The 18,861-nt window shown below is 69.4% G+C and carries 18 protein-coding genes and 1 riboswitch; of the genes, 4 read left to right on the forward strand and 14 right to left on the reverse strand.

Annotated features, from left to right (window positions below; translation table 11 throughout):
* Nucleotides 1-17: 17 nt before the first annotated feature.
* The 7 genes from A5753_RS11015 to A5753_RS11045 all read right to left on the reverse strand — a co-directional run bounded on the left by A5753_RS11015 (nt 18) and on the right by A5753_RS11045 (nt 9,244).
* Nucleotides 18-2,219 (reverse strand): hypothetical protein, encoded by a 2,202-nt coding sequence (locus A5753_RS11015; RefSeq protein ID WP_067127051.1) that lies wholly within the window; start codon nt 2,217-2,219, stop codon nt 18-20.
* A 648-nt stretch (nt 2,220-2,867) separates the two neighbouring features.
* Complete coding sequence (locus A5753_RS11020) at nt 2,868-4,028, reverse strand: acyl-CoA dehydrogenase family protein (RefSeq protein ID WP_067127054.1); 1,161 nt, start codon at nt 4,026-4,028, stop codon at nt 2,868-2,870.
* 141 nt (nt 4,029-4,169) lie between these two features.
* Complete coding sequence (hflX, locus tag A5753_RS11025) at nt 4,170-5,609, reverse strand: GTPase HflX (RefSeq protein WP_067127057.1); 1,440 nt, start codon at nt 5,607-5,609, stop codon at nt 4,170-4,172.
* A 46-nt stretch (nt 5,610-5,655) separates the two neighbouring features.
* A complete protein-coding gene (gene dapF, locus A5753_RS11030) occupies nt 5,656-6,525 on the reverse strand; it encodes a diaminopimelate epimerase (protein WP_067127306.1) in 870 nt (289 codons plus the stop codon).
* Between the two features lie 4 nt (nt 6,526-6,529).
* Complete coding sequence (gene miaA, locus A5753_RS11035; RefSeq protein WP_067127309.1) at nt 6,530-7,489, reverse strand: tRNA (adenosine(37)-N6)-dimethylallyltransferase MiaA; 960 nt, start codon at nt 7,487-7,489, stop codon at nt 6,530-6,532.
* A gap of 8 nt (nt 7,490-7,497) precedes the next feature.
* Entirely contained in the window at nt 7,498-8,190 is a 693-nt protein-coding gene (locus A5753_RS11040) for a hypothetical protein (protein ID WP_067127060.1), read from the reverse strand.
* Between the two features lie 76 nt (nt 8,191-8,266).
* The gene (locus A5753_RS11045) at nt 8,267-9,244 is read right to left on the reverse strand and encodes a DMT family transporter (protein ID WP_067127063.1); all 978 of its coding nucleotides are present in this window, start codon (nt 9,242-9,244) and stop codon (nt 8,267-8,269) included.
* A 590-nt stretch (nt 9,245-9,834) separates the two neighbouring features.
* On the opposite strand from A5753_RS11045, the gene A5753_RS11050 reads away from it, so the two are divergent.
* Nucleotides 9,835-11,163, forward strand: coding sequence for a DUF349 domain-containing protein (locus tag A5753_RS11050; RefSeq protein ID WP_067127066.1), 1,329 nt, complete (start codon nt 9,835-9,837; stop codon nt 11,161-11,163).
* 6 nt (nt 11,164-11,169) lie between these two features.
* Here A5753_RS11050 and A5753_RS11055 read toward each other — a convergent pair whose 3' ends face one another.
* From A5753_RS11055 to recA, 4 genes are all read right to left on the reverse strand, one after another.
* The gene (locus tag A5753_RS11055; protein ID WP_197694663.1) at nt 11,170-11,778 is read right to left on the reverse strand and encodes a hypothetical protein; all 609 of its coding nucleotides are present in this window, start codon (nt 11,776-11,778) and stop codon (nt 11,170-11,172) included.
* 8 nt (nt 11,779-11,786) lie between these two features.
* Nucleotides 11,787-13,304: a tRNA (N6-isopentenyl adenosine(37)-C2)-methylthiotransferase MiaB gene (gene miaB, locus A5753_RS11060; protein WP_197694662.1), complete on the reverse strand. Its 1,518-nt coding sequence runs from the start codon at nt 13,302-13,304 to the stop codon at nt 11,787-11,789.
* Nucleotides 13,305-13,365: 61 nt separating this feature from the next.
* Entirely contained in the window at nt 13,366-13,887 is a 522-nt protein-coding gene (gene recX / locus A5753_RS11065; protein WP_067127075.1) for a recombination regulator RecX, read from the reverse strand.
* A complete protein-coding gene (gene recA / locus A5753_RS11070; RefSeq protein WP_067127077.1) occupies nt 13,853-14,893 on the reverse strand; it encodes a recombinase RecA in 1,041 nt (346 codons plus the stop codon). The genes recX and recA overlap by 35 nt, the downstream gene beginning before the upstream one ends.
* 167 nt (nt 14,894-15,060) lie before the next feature.
* Nucleotides 15,061-15,193: riboswitch (cobalamin riboswitch) on the forward strand.
* Nucleotides 15,194-15,249: 56 nt separating this feature from the next.
* Between recA and A5753_RS11075 the strand changes: the two genes are divergently transcribed.
* Together A5753_RS11075 and A5753_RS11080 are read left to right on the forward strand one after the other, a co-directional pair.
* Nucleotides 15,250-15,915 carry a (2Fe-2S)-binding protein gene (locus tag A5753_RS11075; protein ID WP_067127080.1) on the forward strand — a complete coding sequence of 222 codons (666 nt, stop codon included), beginning with the start codon at nt 15,250-15,252 and terminating at the stop codon, nt 15,913-15,915.
* Nucleotides 15,916-15,971: 56 nt separating this feature from the next.
* Nucleotides 15,972-16,598, forward strand: coding sequence for a flavodoxin family protein (locus A5753_RS11080; RefSeq protein WP_067127312.1), 627 nt, complete (start codon nt 15,972-15,974; stop codon nt 16,596-16,598).
* 10 nt (nt 16,599-16,608) lie between these two features.
* Here A5753_RS11080 and A5753_RS11085 read toward each other — a convergent pair whose 3' ends face one another.
* From A5753_RS11085 to A5753_RS11095, 3 genes are read right to left on the reverse strand one after another with little or no spacing between them, the layout of a single operon-like run.
* On the reverse strand, nt 16,609-16,815 hold the full coding sequence (locus A5753_RS11085; RefSeq protein WP_007774964.1) for a DUF3046 domain-containing protein: 207 nt from the start codon (nt 16,813-16,815) through the stop codon (nt 16,609-16,611).
* A gap of 40 nt (nt 16,816-16,855) precedes the next feature.
* Entirely contained in the window at nt 16,856-17,128 is a 273-nt protein-coding gene (locus A5753_RS11090) for a hypothetical protein (RefSeq protein WP_067127083.1), read from the reverse strand.
* A gap of 49 nt (nt 17,129-17,177) precedes the next feature.
* Nucleotides 17,178-18,344, reverse strand: coding sequence for a glycosyltransferase (locus tag A5753_RS11095; protein WP_067127086.1), 1,167 nt, complete (start codon nt 18,342-18,344; stop codon nt 17,178-17,180).
* Between the two features lie 50 nt (nt 18,345-18,394).
* Between A5753_RS11095 and A5753_RS11100 the strand changes: the two genes are divergently transcribed.
* Nucleotides 18,395-18,826: a limonene-1,2-epoxide hydrolase family protein gene (locus A5753_RS11100; RefSeq protein ID WP_067127089.1), complete on the forward strand. Its 432-nt coding sequence runs from the start codon at nt 18,395-18,397 to the stop codon at nt 18,824-18,826.
* Nucleotides 18,827-18,861: the final 35 nt, after the last annotated feature.

The following is an 18,861-nucleotide window of genomic DNA, read 5'->3' on the forward strand; positions in this document are numbered from 1 at the left end:
CGCGCGAGCGGGCTGAGTCAGTCAGCCCTGATGAAGCCGTTGGCCTGGGCGACTTCTTCGCTCGCCAACCAGATTTCGGCGAGTGTGTCCTGATACAGGTCGCTGCCCGGCATGTAGTACAAGCCGTAGCGAGCACTGGCTTTGACGGGGTATCCGTCGGGTGCCTGGTACGGGTCATCGAGGGGCAGGTGGATCGTGGGCCGCCCGTGGGGGCCCGCCATGCCGTTCTCCGAGGCGTCATCGGCGGCGTGCCGACCGCTTCGTGCCGGAGTCCCGGCCGCGACCGCATCGCCGACCACGGCGGCTCCCACCGCGGTGTCCGCCACGTCGGCTTCCGTCGCGGTGTCCTCTTCGGGTTCGACATCCGCTTCCGGTGCAGCCAGGTCAAGGTATTCGTCTTCCGGCTCAGCGGTTTCCAGGGCGCCGTCCACGGCATCGCCTTCCGGCGCGGTGCTGGGAATGACGACGTCGGGATACTCGTCTTCTGGATACGACTCCTGCACATAACCCGCATCGGGATCGTCCACATCGACGTAAGCGGCGTGGTCGGGCGTCTCGGGCTCGGCAACCTCGGGCACGGCGTCGGTGTAATCGGTGTAGTCGGCTCCCGCCTCCGAATACTCGGCCTCCGACAGCATCTCGTCGGCGACAACCGGGATCGAGTCGGTGTCGACGGCGTCGGGGTCCTCCTCCTCGAACCGATAGTCGCTTTCGGCAGGAGCCTGACGTTGCCAGCTGACCCGCCCGGCGTCCGGTTCCGGTTCAGGCTGGTGCGTTGCGCCGAGCCCGAACGGGTCGGCGCCGACGTCGGCATCGTCGTGTCCCCAGCGCTCGTCGGCGTCGTAGCCGAAGTTGCCCCCGTGGCCGGGCGCGTAGGCCGGTTCCTCGTGCCCGACGCGCCGCCGACCACCGAACAACGCCCACGCCAGCAGTACGAGCAGTGCCAGCAGCGGAATGGCGATCATCAGCCACCACCAGTGCCAGGTGGACTTCTTCCCGTGCGTCGGCGTGGCCGAATTGCTCGGCTGGTCCTGACCCGACACCTGCAGGCCGGAGAGCAGCGGCGCCAGGTTGGACGGATCCGTGCTGAACGTGTTCTTCGCCCGGTTCCACGAAATCTTGCCGCCGGTGAACTGCTGGGAAATCACGTCGCCGGTCACGGCCTGGTCGCCGACCGGGGCGCCGAGTTTGCCGGCCGGAGCACGCAGCTTGTCCCAGGCCACCTTCATCGCCCCACGCACGACGAAGGCGCCGTGGTCGGGCGTCCAGAAGATGACCGGCTTGTCGGCCGCGGAGAACGTGGCGATCCGGCTGGAGCGCCCGATGTTGCCGTCGGTTTCGTTGGTGGTGGGGAATCCCAGGTCGCTACCGACCGGCCCGCCCAGTGACTCGTATTTGGCCAGGATGTCGCTCTCGACCGCGTTCGCGCCGGTGGCCGGGGTGAAGAACACCTTGCCGCCGGCGAAGTTCTGAGCGATTCCGTCGCCGCCGACCGGATACTGCCCGCCCTGCTTGGCGCCCAGCGGTCCCGTCGGGCCGCCGGCCGCGCGCCAGGCGGTGTTGATCGCCGCGGTGGGATCGATCGCCACCTGCAGGCCCTTGAGCTGGTCGGCCAGCGCCGGCGGTTCGGTGGCGAACTGCTTCGTCTGCCGGTTCCAGGAGACCTGGCCACCGCTGAATTTTTGTGCGGACACCTCGCCGTTGTAGGTCTCGTCGCCGACCGGCACACCGAGAACCCCGCCCGAGCTGCCGAGCTTGTCCCAGGCGGTGTTGAGGGCGCCGCGCACCACGTGCGGGCCGTGCTCGGGCGTCCAGAAGATCACCGGCTTGTCGCTGGCCGAAAACGTGATCACCCGGCTGTCCGGACCGGCGAGACCCGGAACTTCGTCGATCGTCGGGAAGCCCAGATCGCTACCGGCCGGCCCGCCCAGCGACTCGTACTTGTCCAGGACGGGCCCGTAGGCGAATTTGGCTCCGGTGGCCGGGGTGAAAAACATCTTGCCGCCGTCGAAGTCCAGGGCGAACCCATCCCCGACGGGGTAAACGTCGCCCTTGCGGGCGCCCAATGGTGAGGTGTCGCCGCCGGCCTTGTCCCACGCGGCCATGATCGCCGCCTCGGCGTCGCCTATGGGACTCGCTACCGCGGCGGGGGCCAGCAATACCGCGGCCAGCGCCGTGGTCGTCAAGCTGACCAGCGCGCTTCCGATCAGCTTGCGCATGTGGCCTCTCTGCACCTTCACGAGCCTCCCAGCCGGCGGACATGGCTCTTATCTGCATAACCGGCGAACGGGCGGTACTTGCGCCGGAAATGGACCCGCGCACGATCAGCCTTGTCGTCGGGCTCGCATAACTTTGCTCCAGCCAACAAGAAATGCGAAGTCAAATCACAGATTTTACAAAAACGGATACCACACCGATGTCGAAATGATGCGGGGCCATGGCCCAATCGCGATCCGCCGCGGCACCGTTCGCGCGGTGTTGCGCATATCGCACGGAAAGGCGGCGGGAATGCAGGGTCGAGTGACGACGCCGGACTGCCGACTCGCACAGCAGATTTGCACCGGCCGCGATTGCGCGGCGCGCATGGGCCGGCGCCGTGACCGCGGGGCTGACTATGCGTGATGACGCGGTCGGCACACACCGGAAACATATGCGCTGACGGTACGTGAGCCGGCGGGCGCATTCGCGGTTTACCCCCGGACACCCGGACCGACAACGCGCATCGGTCAGTTTGTGGCTCACGGCAATAGCGCCGCGCGGGACAACGGACGAATGTTCCGTCGCGTCCGGCGATTGCCGGACATTGCTGCGCCGATATCGCGCGCGAATGTTCGCGATCCCGCGTCCGCTATCCAGCAAACGAAACGCTAGACGCCGAGGCTGCGTCCGATGATTTCCTTCATGATCTCGGTCGTGCCGCCGTAGATCGTTTGCACCCGGGCGTCCAAAAAGGCTCGGGCAACGGGATATTCGCGCATGTAGCCGTAACCGCCGTGCAGTTGCAGGCAGCGGTCGATCAGCTGCACCTGCTTTTCGGTGCAATACCACTTGGCCATCGCGGCCTGCTCCGCCGTGAGCTTGTGGTCCAGGTGCAGGCGGACGAACTCGTCGACCATCATGCGAACCACGGTCGCCTCCGTCGCCAGTTCGGCGAGCACGAAGCGGCTGTTCTGGAAGCTGCCGATCGGCTTGCCAAATGCCTTGCGCTCCTTGGTGTACTGCAGGGTCTGCTCGAGCACCTGCTCCATGGCCGCCGCGGCCATGATGGCGATCGAGATGCGTTCCTGCGGCAGGTTCTGCATGAGGTAGATGAATCCCATGCCCTCCTTGCCCAGCAGGTTCTCGGCCGGCACCTTGACGTCGGTGAACGACAGCTCGGCGGTGTCCTGGGCGTCGAGGCCGATCTTGTCCAAGTGGCGCCCGCGCTCAAAGCCCTCCATGCCGCGCTCGACGGCGAGCAGCGAGAAACCCTGAGAGCCCTTTTCCGGGTCGGTCTGCGCGACCACGAGCACCAGGTCGGAGTTGATTCCGTTGGTGATGAACGTCTTTGACCCGTTGAGCACGTAGTGGTCGCCCTGCTTGACGGCGCGGGTCTTGATGCCCTGCAGGTCGCTACCCGTTCCCGGCTCGGTCATCGCGATGGCCGTAATCAGCTCTCCGGTGCAGAATTTCGGCAGCCAGCGCTGCTTCTGCTCCTCGGTGGCCAGGGCCAACAAGTACGGCGCCACGATGTCGTTGTGTAGGCCGAAACCGATGCCGCTGTAGCGGCCGGCGGTGGTCTCCTCGGTGATGATCGCGTTGTACCGGAAGTCGGGATTGCCGCCACCGCCGTACTCTTCGGGCACCGCCATGCCGAGGAAGCCTTGCTTGCCGGCCTCGAGCCACACACCGCGGTCGACGATCTTCTCTTTCTCCCACTCGTCGTGGTACGGCGCGACGTGCCGCTCGAGGAAGCCCCGGTAGGACTCACGGAACAGGTCGTGCTCTGACTCGAAAAGCGTGCGCTGGTATTTGATGGCGCTGCTCATAAAAGACCTCCGGCGACTGGGATTACTGCAGCCCAAGATATACCAACCGGACGGTTGGTAGGCCCCCGGCGGGGTCGCCCCACCTCGGCTCGGGGAGGCCGGGCGGCCCTGCGCCGCGCAGATCCCTGGGCAAATACGCGTTCAGTGCGCGGCAAACTCGCGCAGCCGGCCGGCCAGGGCCAGCGGGACCCGGGCCCGGATGCGGGTGCCCTCGGCATTGTGCTCCTCCTGCTGGACGCGCCCATCGGCGTGCAGGCGGGCCACCAGGTCGCCGCGGTGGTACGGGATGACTACGTCGACGGCGGTGTCGGCGGGAACGGCGAGCTCGGCAATCCGGCGCCGCAGGGCGTCGATGCCGTCGCCGGTGCGTGCGGACACGAACATGGCACCCGGCAGGGCGTGGCGAAGCTTGGCCAGCGTCAGATCGCTTGCGGCGTCGATTTTGTTCACCACCACCAGCTCCTGCGGCGCGGCACCATCGCGGTCGTTCCCGTAGTCGGCGACGACGTCGGAGACTACCTGGCGGACCGCGTTGATCTGCGCCAGCGGGTTGACGTCCGAGCCGTCGACGACGTGTACCAACAGATCGGCGTCGACGACCTCTTCCAGCGTGGAGCGGAACGCCTCGACCAGTTGGGTGGGCAGGTGCCGGACGAATCCGACGGTGTCGGTGAGCACGAACGGCCGGCCGTCATCGAACTCGGCGCGTCGGGTGGTGGGTTCCAGGGTGGCGAACAACGCGTCCTGCACCAGCACCCCGGCCCCGGTCAGCGCGTTGAGCAGGCTCGACTTGCCGGCGTTGGTGTAGCCGACGATGGCGATCGCGGGCAATTCGCTGCGCACCCGCCGGCTGCGCTGGGTGTCGCGGACCTGCTTCATGTCTTTGATCTCGCGGCGCAGCCTGGCCATGCGCTCGCGGATGCGCCGCCGGTCGGTCTCGATCTTGGTTTCACCGGGACCGCGCAGGCCCACGCCTCCCCCACTGCCGCCGGCGCGGCCACCGGCCTGCCGCGACATCGACTCACCCCAGCCGCGCAGCCGCGGCAGCATGTATTCCATCTGGGCCAGCGAGACCTGCGCCTTGCCCTCCCGGCTGGTGGCGTGCTGGGCGAAGATGTCGAGGATCAACGCGGTGCGGTCGATGACCTTGACCTTGACCGCCTTTTCCAGTGCGGTCAGCTGCGCTGGGGACAGTTCACCGTCGCAGATGACGGTGTCGGCACCGGTCGCCAGCACCACCTCGCGCAGTTCGGCGGCCTTGCCCGAACCGATGTAAGTCGACGGGTCGGGTTTGTCCCGGCGCTGGATCAACCCCTCGAGCACCTCGGAGCCGGCGGTTTCGGCCAGGGCGGCGAGCTCGGCCATGCTGGCCTCGCTGTCCGCGGCGGTGCCGTCGGTCCACACGCCCACCAGAACCACCCGCTCGAGCCGGAGCTGGCGGTATTCGACTTCGGAGACGTCGGTGAGTTCGGTCGACAGGCCGGCGACGCGGCGCAACGCCGACCGATCTTCGAGGGCGAGTTCGCCCGTGCTGGGCTCCGGGAGGGCCGAAGCGTGGTCGCGAAATTCAGGTTCTGTCATAGGCAATACAAGATGATGCACGCAAAAACGGTGTCGTGCACCTGATTTACTGCTGTGCGCGCCACCATTCCCCGCTCAGTTCTCCTTGGGCTACCAGTACGGACGGTCCTCGCAGGAAGCTGGTGGCGTCGGTGACGGTGACGACGACGTCGCCGCCGGGCACGCGAACGGTCAGGGTGCCGGTGGCCGCACCGGCACCGGCCAGCGCGGCGACCGCGGCCGCGACCGTTCCGGTGCCGCAGGAGCGCGTTTCGCCCACGCCCCGCTCGTGCACGCGCATGTGCACCGCCCCGTCGGCCGGTGCGGTGAGGATCTCGACATTGACCCCCTGCGGGAATTGTCCGGGATCGAAGCTGACCGGGCCGGCCACGTCCAGCGCCGCCAGCGCCTCGGCCGTCAGTTGCGGGTCCACGCACGCCAGATGCGGATTGCCGACATCGACCGCCAGGCCCGAGAACCGCCGGCCACCCACCACCGCTTCGCCCGGGCCGAGCGTGTTGGCCTTGCCCATGTCGACGCTGACGTCGGCGGTGGTCGCATCGACGCGATGCACCGCGACCGGCCGCGGACCCGCCAGCGATCCGACCACGAATTCGTCGCGGGTCTCCATGCCGCTGGCGCGCAGGTAATGCGCGAAGACCCGCACGCCGTTGCCGCACATCTGGGCGACCGACCCGTCGGCGTTGCGGTAGTCCATGTACCAGTCACTGGCGCCCACCCCGTCGGGCACCCGGTCGAGCACGCCGGCAGACAGCGCCGCACCCGCGGTGGTGACGCGCAGCACCCCGTCGGCGCCCAGCCCGCGGCGCCGGTCGCAGAGCGCGGCCACCCGCGACTCGGTCAGGCTCAGCTCGGACCGCGGGTCCGGCAGCACCACGAAGTCGTTCTGGGTGCCGTGGCCCTTCGCGAAATTCACCTGCTCAGGATACGTGGCGCCACGCCCGCACGGCGGCCTCGACGACCGCGGCACCGTCGGCCGGGGTCGCCGTGCCGACATCGAGCCACTGCACGCGATGATCGCGGCGAAACCAGGACCGCTGGCGCCGGACGTAGCGGCGGGTGCCGAAGAAGGTCTGCTCGCGCGCCTGCCGGAGTTGATCGGCGCTGGGGCCCGCCGGACCGCTCTCATCCAGCGCCGCCAGCACCTGGGCGTAGCCCAAGGCGCGCGAGGCGGTGACCCCGTCGCGCAAGCCCTTGTCGAGCAGCGCGACCACCTCGCCGACCAGGCCCTGGTCGAACATGTCATCGGTGCGCCGGGCCAGTCGCTCATCGAGAAGCGCTGTCTCGCAGTCCAGCCCGACGATGGCGGTGTCCCATCTGGGGGCGCCGATCCGCGGCGCGGAGGCGGCGAAAGGCTGACCGGTCAGCTCGACCACTTCCAGGGCCCGCACCGTGCGGCGGGCGTCGGTGGGCAGGATGGCCGCGGCCGCGGCGGGATCGCGGCGGGCCAGCTCGGCGTGCAGCTCGCCCACCCCGATCTCGGCGAGCCGCTGCTCCCAGCGGGCCCGCACCGCGGGATCGGTGGCGGGAAACGACCAGTCGTCGAGCAGCGACTGGATGTAGAGCATGGAGCCGCCCACGATGATCGGCAGCGCACCCCGGGCCGCGATCGCTTCCACGTCGGCGGCGGCGGCGCCCTGATAGCGGGCGACCGTCGCGGTCTCGGAGACGTCGAGGACGTCGAGCTGGTGATGCGGGATGCCGCGGCGGGCGTCGACGGGCAGCTTGGCGGTGCCGATGTCCATGCCGCGGTAGAGCTGCATCGCGTCGGCGTTGACGATCTCGGCGCGGAGTCCAAGCCGCTCGACCCGTTCCGCGAGGTCGAGGGCCAACTGCGACTTGCCGGTGCCGGTGGGGCCGACGATCGCCAGGGGGCGCACTGCGGCCGTCACAGCTGCCAGGCGCCGGCGAAGTAGCCCACCCCGTAGGGCGCTCCGCGGTACAGCTCCTTGGCCGATCGGGGTCCCGGCTCGGCCAGCCCGGCCAGCACCTGAAACGCGACCCGCCCCAGGATCTGGCGCGGCAGGCGGCGCAGCGCGGCCACGTCGCCGACGGCCAGCGCGTCGGCCAGCGCCTCTTGCGCGTCGGCGTTGTTTGGGTCGTATCCGCCGGGGGCTGCCGATGTCAGCGTGTTGGCGCCGTCGGCGACGACCAGCACCCCGACCGGCTCGGGCAGATGGTCGATCTCGGCCCGCAGGCGTTGGCCGAGGTCCAGCGCGACGTCGGCTTCGTGATCGGTGCGATAGATCCGGACCTGTGCGCTGGCGTGCGGCTGGGCCTGGCCGCGCACCCAGCCGGCCAGCAGTGCGCAGACCGGAAACGCGACCGGCGGGGCGCCGTCGTCGGCCTGCGGGGAAAGCCGGACGCGCACGTCCGCGCCGAAACCCGCGAAGGTGCCGACCGCGTCGGGACCCAGCACACCGTCGTCGGGCCCCGTCCCGATCGCCACCCAACGATCGGGCAGCAGCGCGGCCGCGGCAAGCGTCGCCGCAACCAGGTCGGCCACCTCGGCGGCGGCCGCTCCGGCGAGCTCGGGAACGAGGACCGGCGCCGACGGGACGATCGCGATCGCGCTCAGCACGCCACCAAACTAACGTGACCGCGCCCGCGGCCCGGCATCAGTTCGCCGTACCTGTCGCCGGCCGCGCGGTGGGACGTCAGAGAAGGAAGCTGTCCGCCACAACCAGACGATCGCTGAAGGGCCCGAGGTCATCGTCTTCGGTTACCTCCGGGGCCCGTACTTCTCGCGGGGCACCACCTGACCCCTGCTCCGCGCGGTCGATGGTGGCGGCTTCACCGCGGGCCAATGCGATCGTGGCGATGAGGACCACCGCGACCGCCCCGATCAGGACGAAAGCCTTAGGACCGCTGGCGCTCAGCGTCTCGTCCAGCACCAGCACCCCGAGCAGGCCGGCGACCACCGGCTTGGCCACCGTCATCGTCGGCAACGACGCGGTCAGCGTGCCGGCGCGGAAAGCCGACTGCTGGAAGATCATCCCGGCCAGGGCCACCAACAACCACGGCACGAACTCCGGCGACGTGAGCACGCGCAGCAGCCCGTGCTCGGACATCTCGACGATGCCCTTGGTCAGCACCGCGAACAGCGCCAGCGAGGAGCCCGCCACCACCGCAAGCAGCACGGCCGCAAACGGGCTGCCGACCCGCAGTCGAGCGGTCACCACGCAGGCCACCAGCACCGGCACCATGACCAGGGCGACGATGATCCAGGTTTGCAGCGGCGCGCGCTGCTTCCCGGCGGCGGGATCGCCGACGATGATGACGACCGCCAGCGCGGCGGCCAGGATAAGCGCCCACGCCCATTCCCGGGGCTTCACCCGGTGATGAGCCAGCCGCGCGTAGATGGGCAGGGCGAACAGCAGGGCCGTCACCTGCAGGGAGGTCACCAAGACGACCGAACCCCAGGCCAGTGCGCCGGCCTGCAGGCTGTAGTTGGTGATCGCGGCCAGGCCGCCCAGCCACCACCGGGAATCCCGCAGCGACATGCGGAACAGTTCCAGGTGGCCGACCGGCTTATCGGTGATCTCGTGCGCCGAGCGCTGGCGGATCACGTCGCCGACCGCCGATGCCAGCGCCGCGCACAAGGCTAGTAACGCCGCGACATCAACCTTTGACATGACCGACCCCTCCGCCTCACGACCGTCCGACCCAGCTTTCCCCGTGGCACAAGCAAATACACGCACAATTTGCGTTCAGTTCAACTACAAACCTATGACGTTGCACACGTTGCTAATAGCGCCGCAGGTAACCGTTCAACTATTACTTCAGCAATCTATGTAACCCGTGGGATAACTCTAAGAGAACTCCACAGCTAGCCGTGAGCGCTGCTTGAGCCCGTTCGCTGCCAGCCGCTTCCACGCTTCGCGCGATGGGACGCGATGGGATCAGTGTCATGGCACCGGCCGGATCGTCCGGCGAGCCGCCGGCCGCGCTCGAGGGGTGCGGCTCTTCGCGCGCCGGCGTGGCTCCCCACCCGGGTGCGATTCAAAGGTCAACGCTCGTGTCACACCGCCGCGCGGCCGTCGGGCCGGTTGGAATGAGAAGGTGGCGGCGCGTGCCGGAGCAAGCTGCTTGAATACTGTTAAGCACCTGTTGGGAGAACCCCGCCACGGGCATCCGGCAGACGCAGGAAACGGTGCCGCTACGCGCGGCAGGCGCGCGGGGCACGGACCGCGCGGAAGGGTTGCGAAAGGGTAGTGACGAGCGCATGACGGCTGACGAGCCTCGCGACGATTCAGCTCGACCCGCGCCGCGTCCGGGACCACGTCCCGGCCCCCGGCCGACACCGCGTCCCAGCACCGCTCACCCGCTGGTTCTGCCGCCGCCCAGCAATCCGCATCAGTTCGGGCGCGTGGACGACGACGGCACGGTGTGGCTGATCAGCTCCGCCGGCGAGCGCATCGTCGGCTCCTGGCAGGCCGGCGATCGGGAGGCGGCGTTCGCCCACTTCGGTCGTCGCTTCGATGACCTGGCCACCGAGGTCACCCTGATGGAGGAGCGTCTGACCTCCGGGACCGGGGACGCGCGCAAGATCAAGGCTCACGCGGCCGAGCTGACCGAGACGTTGCCGACGGCGGCCGTGCTGGGCGATGTCGACGCGCTGGCGGCCCGGTTGAGCACCATCGTCGAACACGCCGAGGCGGCCGTCGCCGCGGACCGCTCCCGGCGCGAGGAGTATCGGGCCACCCAGACCGCCCGCAAGGAGGCGCTGGCCGCGGAGGCCGAGGAGTTGGCCGCCAACGCGACGCAGTGGAAGGCCGCGGGCGACCGGTTCCGCGCGATCCTCGACGAATGGAAGACGATCAGTGGGGTGGACCGCAAGGTCGACGACGGGTTGTGGAAGCGCTACTCCGCGGCCCGGGAGACCTTCAACCGGCGCCGGGGATCGCACTTCGCCGAGCTGGACCGGGAGCGCTCGGGGATCCGCCAGGCCAAGGAACGCCTGTGCGAGCGGGCCGAGTCGCTGTCCGACTCGACCGACTGGACCGCGACCAGCGCCGAATTCCGCAAGCTGCTCACCGAGTGGAAGGCGGCCGGGCGGGCGACCCGGGAGGTCGACGACGCCCTGTGGCGGCGTTTCAAGGCCGCCCAGGACGTGTTCTTCACCGCACGCAACGCGGTGACGGCGGAAAAGGACGCCGAATTCCGCGCCAACGCGACCGCCAAGGAGGCGTTGCTGGCCGAGGCGGAGAAGCTGGACACCAGCAATCACGAGGCCGCCCGCGCGGCGCTGCGCACGATCACCGAGAAGTGGGACGCGATCGGCAAAGTGCCGCGCGAGCGGTCCGCCGAGCTCGAGCGGCGGCTGCGCGCGGTCGAGAAGAAGGTGCGCGACGCCGGCGAAGTGGGCTGGTCCGACCCGCAGGCGCAGGCTCGGGCCGAGCAGTTCCAGGCCCGCGCCGAGCAATACGAACAGCGGGCTCAGAAGGCCGCAGCGGCGGGCCGGACCAGGGAGGCCGACGAGGCTCGAGCCAACGCCGAGCAGTGGCGGCAGTGGGCGCAGGCGGCCGTCGAGGCGCTGACCCGCAAGCCCTAGCGGCGCTCAGGCGCCGTTGGTCGTTCCCGGGTCGTCGGTGGTCCCAGCGCCCGTGTTGTCCAGACCGCCCAGCAGCGAGGTCGACTGCTGCGCGCTAGCAATGCGGCGCCGCTGTTCCTCGGCGGCCAGTTGCACGATGGTGCGCGACCAGACCACCCGGGCCCAGTGGTAGATGAGCACGAGCACGGTGAGCCAGGCGACGATGAGGCCCCACCCCGGCCCCGGGTGCCCTGCGGAAACGGTCTGACGCGACCAGATCGCCAGCATGCCCGCGGCGCCCGCAATCGCGGTGCCTGCCAACGCAACCCAGGCCAGCGCCCAGCGCCGCGTCACCAGCGCCAGCATCGAGAAGCCCACGCCGAACACCAGTGCCAGCCAGGCGAACACCCGCGACGGCAGAGCGACGGCGGCCGCGCCGGCGTGATGGCTACCGAACAGCACATCCCAGCCGCGCACGTCGCCGGTGTGCGGCAGGATGAAGGACGCCAGCAGCACGAACACCAGGATCGACACGAAGAAGGCCCGCGGGCCGGGGTCGATTCCCCGCGCCACCCGGCGTTCGGCGGCCTCGATCTCGGTCCGCAGGGCACCGAACTGTAAGTCGTCGTTGTTCATCTCTTTTTTCACAGTGCACATCCAAGGGGTTCGGCCGGGCCGACGGGCGGCCCGACGGCGGGCATGCCGAGGCCGATGCCGCCTGGGCGCTGCCCGGCGGCCTGCGCATCACCCGCCCGGGTGCGGCGATGCGTGACGACGCCCGCGTCGGCGATGAGGTGGTGGGGTGCGGCCCCGGTGACCACCGTGGTGACGATGTCCCCGGGCCGCGCCGGTGTGTCGGCGGGCGGGCCGGCGGCGAAGTGCACCAGCCGGCCGTCGCGGGCCCGCCCGCTCATCCGCGCGGTGCGGCTGTCCTTGCGCCCCTCGCCGGTGGCGACCAACAATTCGACGGTCTGGCCGATCAACGCCCGGTTGCCCTCCAGCGAGATCGCTTCCTGCAGCTCGATCAGCCGGTCATAGCGTTCCTGCACAACGGCTTTCGGGATCTGCCCGTCGAGGTCGGCGGCCGGGGTGCCGGGCCGCTTGGAGTACTGGAAGGTGAACGCGGCCGAGAACCGGGCGGCTCGCACCACGTCGAGCGTGGCGGCGAAGTCCTCTTCGGTCTCTCCGGGAAACCCGACGATCAGGTCGGTGGTGATGGCGGCGTGCGGCATGGCGGCCCGGACCCGGTCGATGATGCCGAGGTAGCGCTCGGCGCGGTACGAGCGCCGCATCGCGCGCAGCACCCGGTCGGACCCGGACTGCAGCGGCATGTGCAGGGCGGGGCAGACATTGGGTGTCTGCGCCATGGCCTCGATGACGTCGTCGGTGAATTCGGCCGGATGCGGCGAGGTGAACCGCACCCGCTCCAGCCCGTCGATGTCGCCGCAGGCCCGCAGCAGGCGGGCGAAGGCGCCGCGGTCGCGCGACAACGCCGGGTCGGCGAAGGACACCCCGTAGGCGTTGACGTTCTGGCCCAGCAGCGTGACCTCGAGCACGCCGTCGGCCACCAGTGACCTCACCTCAGCCAGGATGTCGTCCGGGCTGCGGTCGACCTCCTTGCCCCGCAACGACGGCACGATGCAGAACGTGCAGCTGTTGTTGCACCCGACCGAGATGGAAACCCAAGCGGCATAAGCGGATTCGCGTGCGCTGGGCAGCGACGACGGGAACTCCTGCAGCGCCTCGGCGATTTCGACCTGGGCGACCTTGTTGTGCCGGGCGCGTTCCAGCAGCGTGGGCAGCGACCCGATGTTGTGGGTGCCGAAGATGACGTCGACCCAGGGCGCCTTGCGCAGCAGCGCGTCGCGGTCCTTCTGGGCCAGGCACCCACCGACGGCGATCTGCATCTCGGGATTGCCGCGCTTGCGCGGCGCCAGGTGGCTGAGGTTGCCGTACAGCTTGTTGTCGGCGTTCTCCCGCACGGCGCAGGTGTTGAACACCACGACGTCGGCGTCGGCACCCTCGGCGGCCCGCTGATAGCCGGCCGCTTCCAGCAGACCCGCCAACCGCTCCGAGTCGTGGACGTTCATCTGGCAGCCATAGGTGCGGACTTCGTAGGTACGCGCCGGTGCGGCGTCCACCGCCACGGTCTCACGCACCATCGAAGTCACCCGGCCATGGTACGGCGGCCGGTCGGCGCGGGAGAAACCGCACGTCAAGGGCCTAGACCCGGCGGCGCTCCCGCTCAGCGGCCAGCTCGGCGAAAACGACCTCGCACGCCATGTTCTGGCTGTAGCCACGGCGCGCCAGCATCCCCACCAGCCTGCGAGTCACCCGCACGTCGTCGCCGTCCAGCGTCTCGCGGCGCAGCTTGGACCGGACCAGCTGCTCGGCCCGGTCCCGTTCTGCACCGGCGTCGATCCCGGCCAGCACCGAGGTGATCACGTCGTCGTCGACGCCCTTGGTGTGAAGTTCGGCGGCCAAGGCGCGCTTGCTCTTCCCGGCATGCGCCCGGCGGGAATGCACCCACTGCTGGGCAAAGTCGGCGTCGTCGATCAAGCCGACGGCCGCCAACCGGTCCAGCACCCGCTCGCTGACGTCGTCGGGATAGCCGCGTTTGGCCAGCTGGCCGGATAGTTCGGCCCGGGTGCGCGCTCGCGCGGTGAGCAGGCGCAGGCAAAGCGCCCGCGCCTGCTCCTCGCGGGAGGGCTCAGAAATCGACGGGGGCGGGCAGGACGTCGTCATCGGTCACGACCGCGCCAATGCCGAGCTTTTCCTTGATCTTCTTCTCGATCTCGTTGGCGACTTCGTCGTTTTCCTTCAGGAAAGTGCGGGCGTTCTCCTTGCCCTGGCCGAGCTGCTCGCCCTCATAGGTGAACCAGGAGCCGGACTTGCGGATGAAGCCCTGCTCCACGCCCATGTCGATCAGCGAGCCTTCCCGGCTGACCCCCTGGCCGTAGAGGATGTCGAACTCGGCCTGCTTGAAGGGCGGCGCCATTTTGTTCTTGACGATCTTGACCCGGGTGCGGTTACCGACCGCGTTGGTACCGTCCTTGAGCGTCTCGATCCGGCGTACGTCCATGCGCACCGACGCGTAGAACTTCAAAGCCTTTCCGCCCGTGGTGGTTTCGGGGCTGCCGAACATCACCCCGATCTTCTCGCGCAGCTGATTGATGAAGATCGCGGTGGTGCCCGAATTGCTTAGCGCGCCAGTCATTTTCCGCAGGGCCTGGCTCATCAGCCGGGCCTGCAGTCCGACGTGGCTGTCGCCCATCTCGCCTTCGAGCTCGGCGCGCGGCACCAGCGCGGCCACCGAGTCGATGACCAGGATGTCCAGCGCGCCGGAGCGGATCAGCATGTCGGCGATCTCGAGGGCCTGCTCCCCCGTGTCAGGCTGGCTGACCAGCAGGGAATCGGTGTCCACACCGAGCTTCTTGGCGTACTCCGGATCCAGGGCATGCTCGGCGTCGATGAAGGCGGCGACGCCGCCGGCGGCCTGGGCGTTGGCCACCGCATGCAGGGCGACGGTGGTCTTACCCGAGGATTCCGGGCCGTAGATCTCCACGACCCGGCCGCGGGGCAGCCCGCCGATGCCCAAGGCCACGTCCAGTGCGATGGATCCGGTCGGGATGATCGAGATCGGCTGACGCGTCTCGTCGCCGAGACGCATCACTGAGCCTTTGCCGTAGCTCTTTTCGATCTGGGCCATCGCCAGTTCGAGAGCCTTCTCGCGGTCGGGGGCTTGCGCCATGGTGTCTCTCCTATAGTCGGTGTTCGTCTGACCGGTATCGGTCGGTTGGCGGTGACACTAGAGAAAGCCACCGACAAGTTGACTGGCCGAACGTTCACCACAGTAGCCGAACAGGTGTTCGATTCAAGCTCGACACGCCGCGCGCGCCGCCGCTGTGGCAGCATCGGCTCCGAAAAGGCGTTGATGGGCTTCCCACACCGGGCCGGCCCGAAGAGCCGGTGCGAATCCGACGCGGTCCCGCCACGGTGATCTCCTTGCACCCGAGAAAGCCGGATACTCGCCGTCGGCGCTTCTCCGGGACAGCGGGGCCCACGACAACCGGGGCGCGCACTTCCCCAAGAGGCGGTCGCAAAACGATGGACATCTCCACCGAGCTGGCCGAGATAGCTTCCTACGGAGGATTTTTCGCGCTAACCGTGGGTGGTGACGCGGCGGGATGGCACCCGGTCGGGCGGTCCTACGCCGACGGCTGCGCCGACCTGATCGACGCCACCGTCCGGCGCTACCGCACGAAGGAGGTGCGGATCGGCGCCTCGCTGGTTCACCTCGGTCACGCCACCCGGTTGTGGTCACCGGTGCTCGCGTGCGCGGTAGGTCACGGCGTGCTGCCCGACCTCGATGACCTGCAACGCGCCGATAGCGGCCCGCAGCTACGGCTGCCCCATCCCGCCGGGGAATCCGTCACCTCACCCACGCCCGAGGCGCTGTATCGCATCGTGGTGACCGAACACATGCGGCCGCTGGCCGCTGGCCTTCCGGTCAAGCTGGCACCCGCCCTGCTCGCCGGCAACGTCGCCTCCGCGCTGGTCGGTGCCGCGCAGGCCCTGCTTGCGGCGCGGCCCGACCTGCGGCCGGTGATCGTGCAGACGACCCGGTCGCTGCTGGGCACCGGCATGATGGCCGGATCCGGTGCCCTCACCGGCCCGCAGCTGGCCTTCAGGCGCCACAGCTGCTGCCTTTTTTACCGTCTGCCCGAGAGTTCGTTGTGCGGCGACTGCGGGCTGCACCGGACGCGGCGGTAGGCGATCGGACGACGCGGGCGTCGTTTGGCGTCGTCGTGTCCGGGTACGTGACCGGCATGTCCTCAGCCGCAACGCAATCCTTGCGCGCCATCGCCCTGGTCTGCTCGTTGAAGAAAAGCCCGGCGCCGTCCAGCAGCGAGCTGCTGGCCGACCAGTTGCTCGATGAGCTGCGAAGGGCGGGCGTCGAGGGTGAGAAGGTGCGGTGCGTCGACCTGGCCCTGTTGCCGGGCGTCGAAGCCGACATGGGGCCGGGCGATGAGTGGCCGGGGCTGTTGGACAAGATCAAGGCGGCCGACATCGTCATCGTGTCGACGCCTACCTGGGTCGGTCACATGTCCAGCGTGGCGCAGCGCGTGCTGGAGCGCCTCGACGCCGAGCTGTCCGACACGGACGACAACGGAAGGCCGCGGATGGTGGGCAAGGTGGCCCTGGCCGCGGTCGTGGGCAACGAGGACGGCGCCCACAAGATCGTCGCCGACCTGTTTCAGGCGCTCAACGACATCGGATTCTCGATCGCTGCGCAGGGATGCACCTATTGGAACGGCGAGGCCATGCAGGGCACGGACTACACCGACCTGGACGACGTGCCGGACGCCGTCGCATCCGCTACCGGCAATGCGGTCCGCAACGCCGTGCACCTCGCCGCGGTGTTGCGGCAGAACACTTACCCGGCATACGAATAGCGCGCGGCGCTCACCACTGCTCCCGGGGCACATCGAAGTCCACACACAACGCACGCCAGACGTCGCGGGGCTCGATGCCCGCCTCGATGGCTTGAGCGGCCGTGCGTCCGTCGAAGCCGGTCAGCACGTGATCCACCAGCACCGAGGACCCATAGGTGGTGCCGAAGCGCAGAACTACCCGCTCGTGAAACTCCGTTAGCCGCACGCCAGTCAACATACCCAGCCCGCGCAGGACAGACACCCGAGCCCGCAGCCCGCTACCTCCAGCTGGCCGGCAGGTCGATGATGTGGTTGGGGCAGTCCTCCTGCGCCGCAATGGACATCACGTCGCGCGCGCGTTGGGCCGACATGGTGGCGCGCAACTGCATGAAGGCGTATTCGGCCGGCGCGAGCCCCTGTTGGGCGCCGGCCGGATCGTCCATCAACTGGCACGCCTGCTGTTCGTCGGGACTGTCGGCGTGCGCGACGGCCGCGCCGGCCAACGCCCCCGCCAGCAGGGTGCCGGCGGCGATTGTCGTGATGATCCTCATCGGCTGCCTCCCGCCGAAGCATAAGGCGCCGGGACGGGAGCACTGCGGATCATCCGGTCACCGCGAGCGCGTCGCGGCACACCCGGACCGGATCGGCGACGTCGGCGATGCCGCCCGCTGCCGTCTGCGCCGCCGCCCGGTAGCGGGGCGACGACAGCACCTCGTTGACGGCGGCCACCAGCGCGTCGGCGGTCAGCGGCCGGATCAGGCGCGCGCTGCCCTGGCGCAGCACCCGGTTCGCGATCTCCCACTGGTCGCCGCCGCCGGGCACCACCACGAGCGGCACGCCGGCCAGCAGCGTCTTGGCCACCATGCCGTGGCCGCCGCCGCAGATCACCAGGTCGGCATGCGCCAACAACGCGTCCTGACGTCCCAGCCCGACCGTCGCCCACGGCGGCACGGTCAGTTCCGGTCCATCCAGCCGCGAGACCAGCAGGCGCGAGCCCGCCGGCAGGGTCTCCCCCGGCGTCAAACACTCCAAGGCGACCTCGGCGAGGCCCTCGGTCCCGATCACGGCGGTCGAGGGCGCGATGACCACCACCGGCCCGGAGCCCGCCGGGACCTCGAGGATCCGGTCGGTCGGCTCGAAATGCAGCGGCCCGACGACGACGGCCTCGGCGGGCCAGTCGGGGCGGGGTACTTCCAGTGCGGGCAGCGTCGCGATCAGCCGCCGCAGCGGCCCGGGGTCGCGCGCCGGCAGCCCGATTTCGACGCGCGCGTCCGCGCGCTGCTGCAGGCCGGTGCGCACGGATCGCGCCGTGAGCGCGCGCATCGTGGCGTCGCGCAGCCGGCCCCGGATGCCGGCACCCGGTGCCAGCCCGCTGCCTATCGGCGGCAACCCTTTCGACGGCAGGTACAGCGGGTGCGGGTTGAGTTCGATCCACGGGATACCCAGCAGTTCGGCGGCCATGCCACCGCCGGCGGTGATGACGTCCGACACCACCAAGTCGGGCGCCAGTTCGCGCAGCGCGGGCACGTTGAGCACGGCCATCCGCGCGGCGCGCCGGTGGATTCTGGCCCCGGCGTCGACGTCGTCGTCGGTGGCTACCAGCCCGTCCAACGCGGCGGCGTCGATGCCGGCGCCGCGGGCGGTGTCGAGCCATTCGGCGCCGGTGAACAGCGTGGGCTCATCGCCGGCCTCGGCGAAGCGCCGGCACAGCGCGATCGCCGGGAATGAATGCCCGGGATCCGGCCCGGCGACGACGGCGACACGCATCGTGCTTACCCTGCCACAGCGCCCGATTGCCACGCGCCTACGCTGGCAAGATGACCGAGCTAACTGGCACAACCGTTGCGAACACCCGTACGGTCGAAGGTTTTCTGTACGCCCTGCAGGACGCGGACTACGACGCCGCCGACGCCGCGCTGGCCGACGACCTCGTCTATGAAAACGTCGGCCTGCCCACCATCCGCGGCCGGGCCCGGGCCATGAAGCTGTTCCGCCAGATGGAGGGCCGCGCCGCCTTCGAGGTGAAGATCCATCGCATCGCGGCCGACGGCGGCGCGGTGCTCACCGAACGCACCGACGCGCTGATCTTCGGCCCGCTGCGGCTGCAGTTCTGGGTGTGCGGCGTGTTCGAAGTGCAGAACGGGCGAATCACGTTGTGGCGGGACTACTTCGACTTCTTCGACATGCTCAAGGCCACCGCGCGCGGTCTGGCGGCGCTGCTGCTGCCGTCGCTCAAAGCGTCGTTCTAGCAAGGCGATTCGCGGGACACGCCGGTGAGTCCGGA

The organism is Mycobacterium sp. 852002-51971_SCH5477799-a (assembly GCF_001667145.1).
Classification (GTDB): domain Bacteria; phylum Actinomycetota; class Actinomycetes; order Mycobacteriales; family Mycobacteriaceae; genus Mycobacterium.

Coding starts and splice junctions, on each gene's coding strand:
- A5753_RS11095 (WP_067127086.1), bottom strand. CDS start 18,344: ATGCGTGTCGCCGTCGTCGCCGGGCCGGATCCCGGGCATTCATTCCCG.
- hflX (WP_067127057.1), bottom strand. CDS start 5,609: ATGACAGAACCTGAATTTCGCGACCACGCTTCGGCCCTCCCGGAGCCC.
- A5753_RS11100 (WP_067127089.1), top strand. CDS start 18,395: ATGACCGAGCTAACTGGCACAACCGTTGCGAACACCCGTACGGTCGAA.
- A5753_RS11080 (WP_067127312.1), top strand. CDS start 15,972: ATGTCCTCAGCCGCAACGCAATCCTTGCGCGCCATCGCCCTGGTCTGC.
- A5753_RS11020 (WP_067127054.1), bottom strand. CDS start 4,028: ATGAGCAGCGCCATCAAATACCAGCGCACGCTTTTCGAGTCAGAGCAC.
- recX (WP_067127075.1), bottom strand. CDS start 13,887: ATGACGACGTCCTGCCCGCCCCCGTCGATTTCTGAGCCCTCCCGCGAG.
- A5753_RS11045 (WP_067127063.1), bottom strand. CDS start 9,244: ATGTCAAAGGTTGATGTCGCGGCGTTACTAGCCTTGTGCGCGGCGCTG.
- A5753_RS11090 (WP_067127083.1), bottom strand. CDS start 17,128: ATGAGGATCATCACGACAATCGCCGCCGGCACCCTGCTGGCGGGGGCG.
- A5753_RS11015 (WP_067127051.1), bottom strand. CDS start 2,219: ATGCGCAAGCTGATCGGAAGCGCGCTGGTCAGCTTGACGACCACGGCG.
- recA (WP_067127077.1), bottom strand. CDS start 14,893: ATGGCGCAAGCCCCCGACCGCGAGAAGGCTCTCGAACTGGCGATGGCC.
- A5753_RS11055 (WP_197694663.1), bottom strand. CDS start 11,778: ATGAACAACGACGACTTACAGTTCGGTGCCCTGCGGACCGAGATCGAG.
- miaB (WP_197694662.1), bottom strand. CDS start 13,304: ATGGTGCGTGAGACCGTGGCGGTGGACGCCGCACCGGCGCGTACCTAC.
- A5753_RS11085 (WP_007774964.1), bottom strand. CDS start 16,815: ATGTTGACTGGCGTGCGGCTAACGGAGTTTCACGAGCGGGTAGTTCTG.
- A5753_RS11075 (WP_067127080.1), top strand. CDS start 15,250: ATGGACATCTCCACCGAGCTGGCCGAGATAGCTTCCTACGGAGGATTT.
- A5753_RS11050 (WP_067127066.1), top strand. CDS start 9,835: ATGACGGCTGACGAGCCTCGCGACGATTCAGCTCGACCCGCGCCGCGT.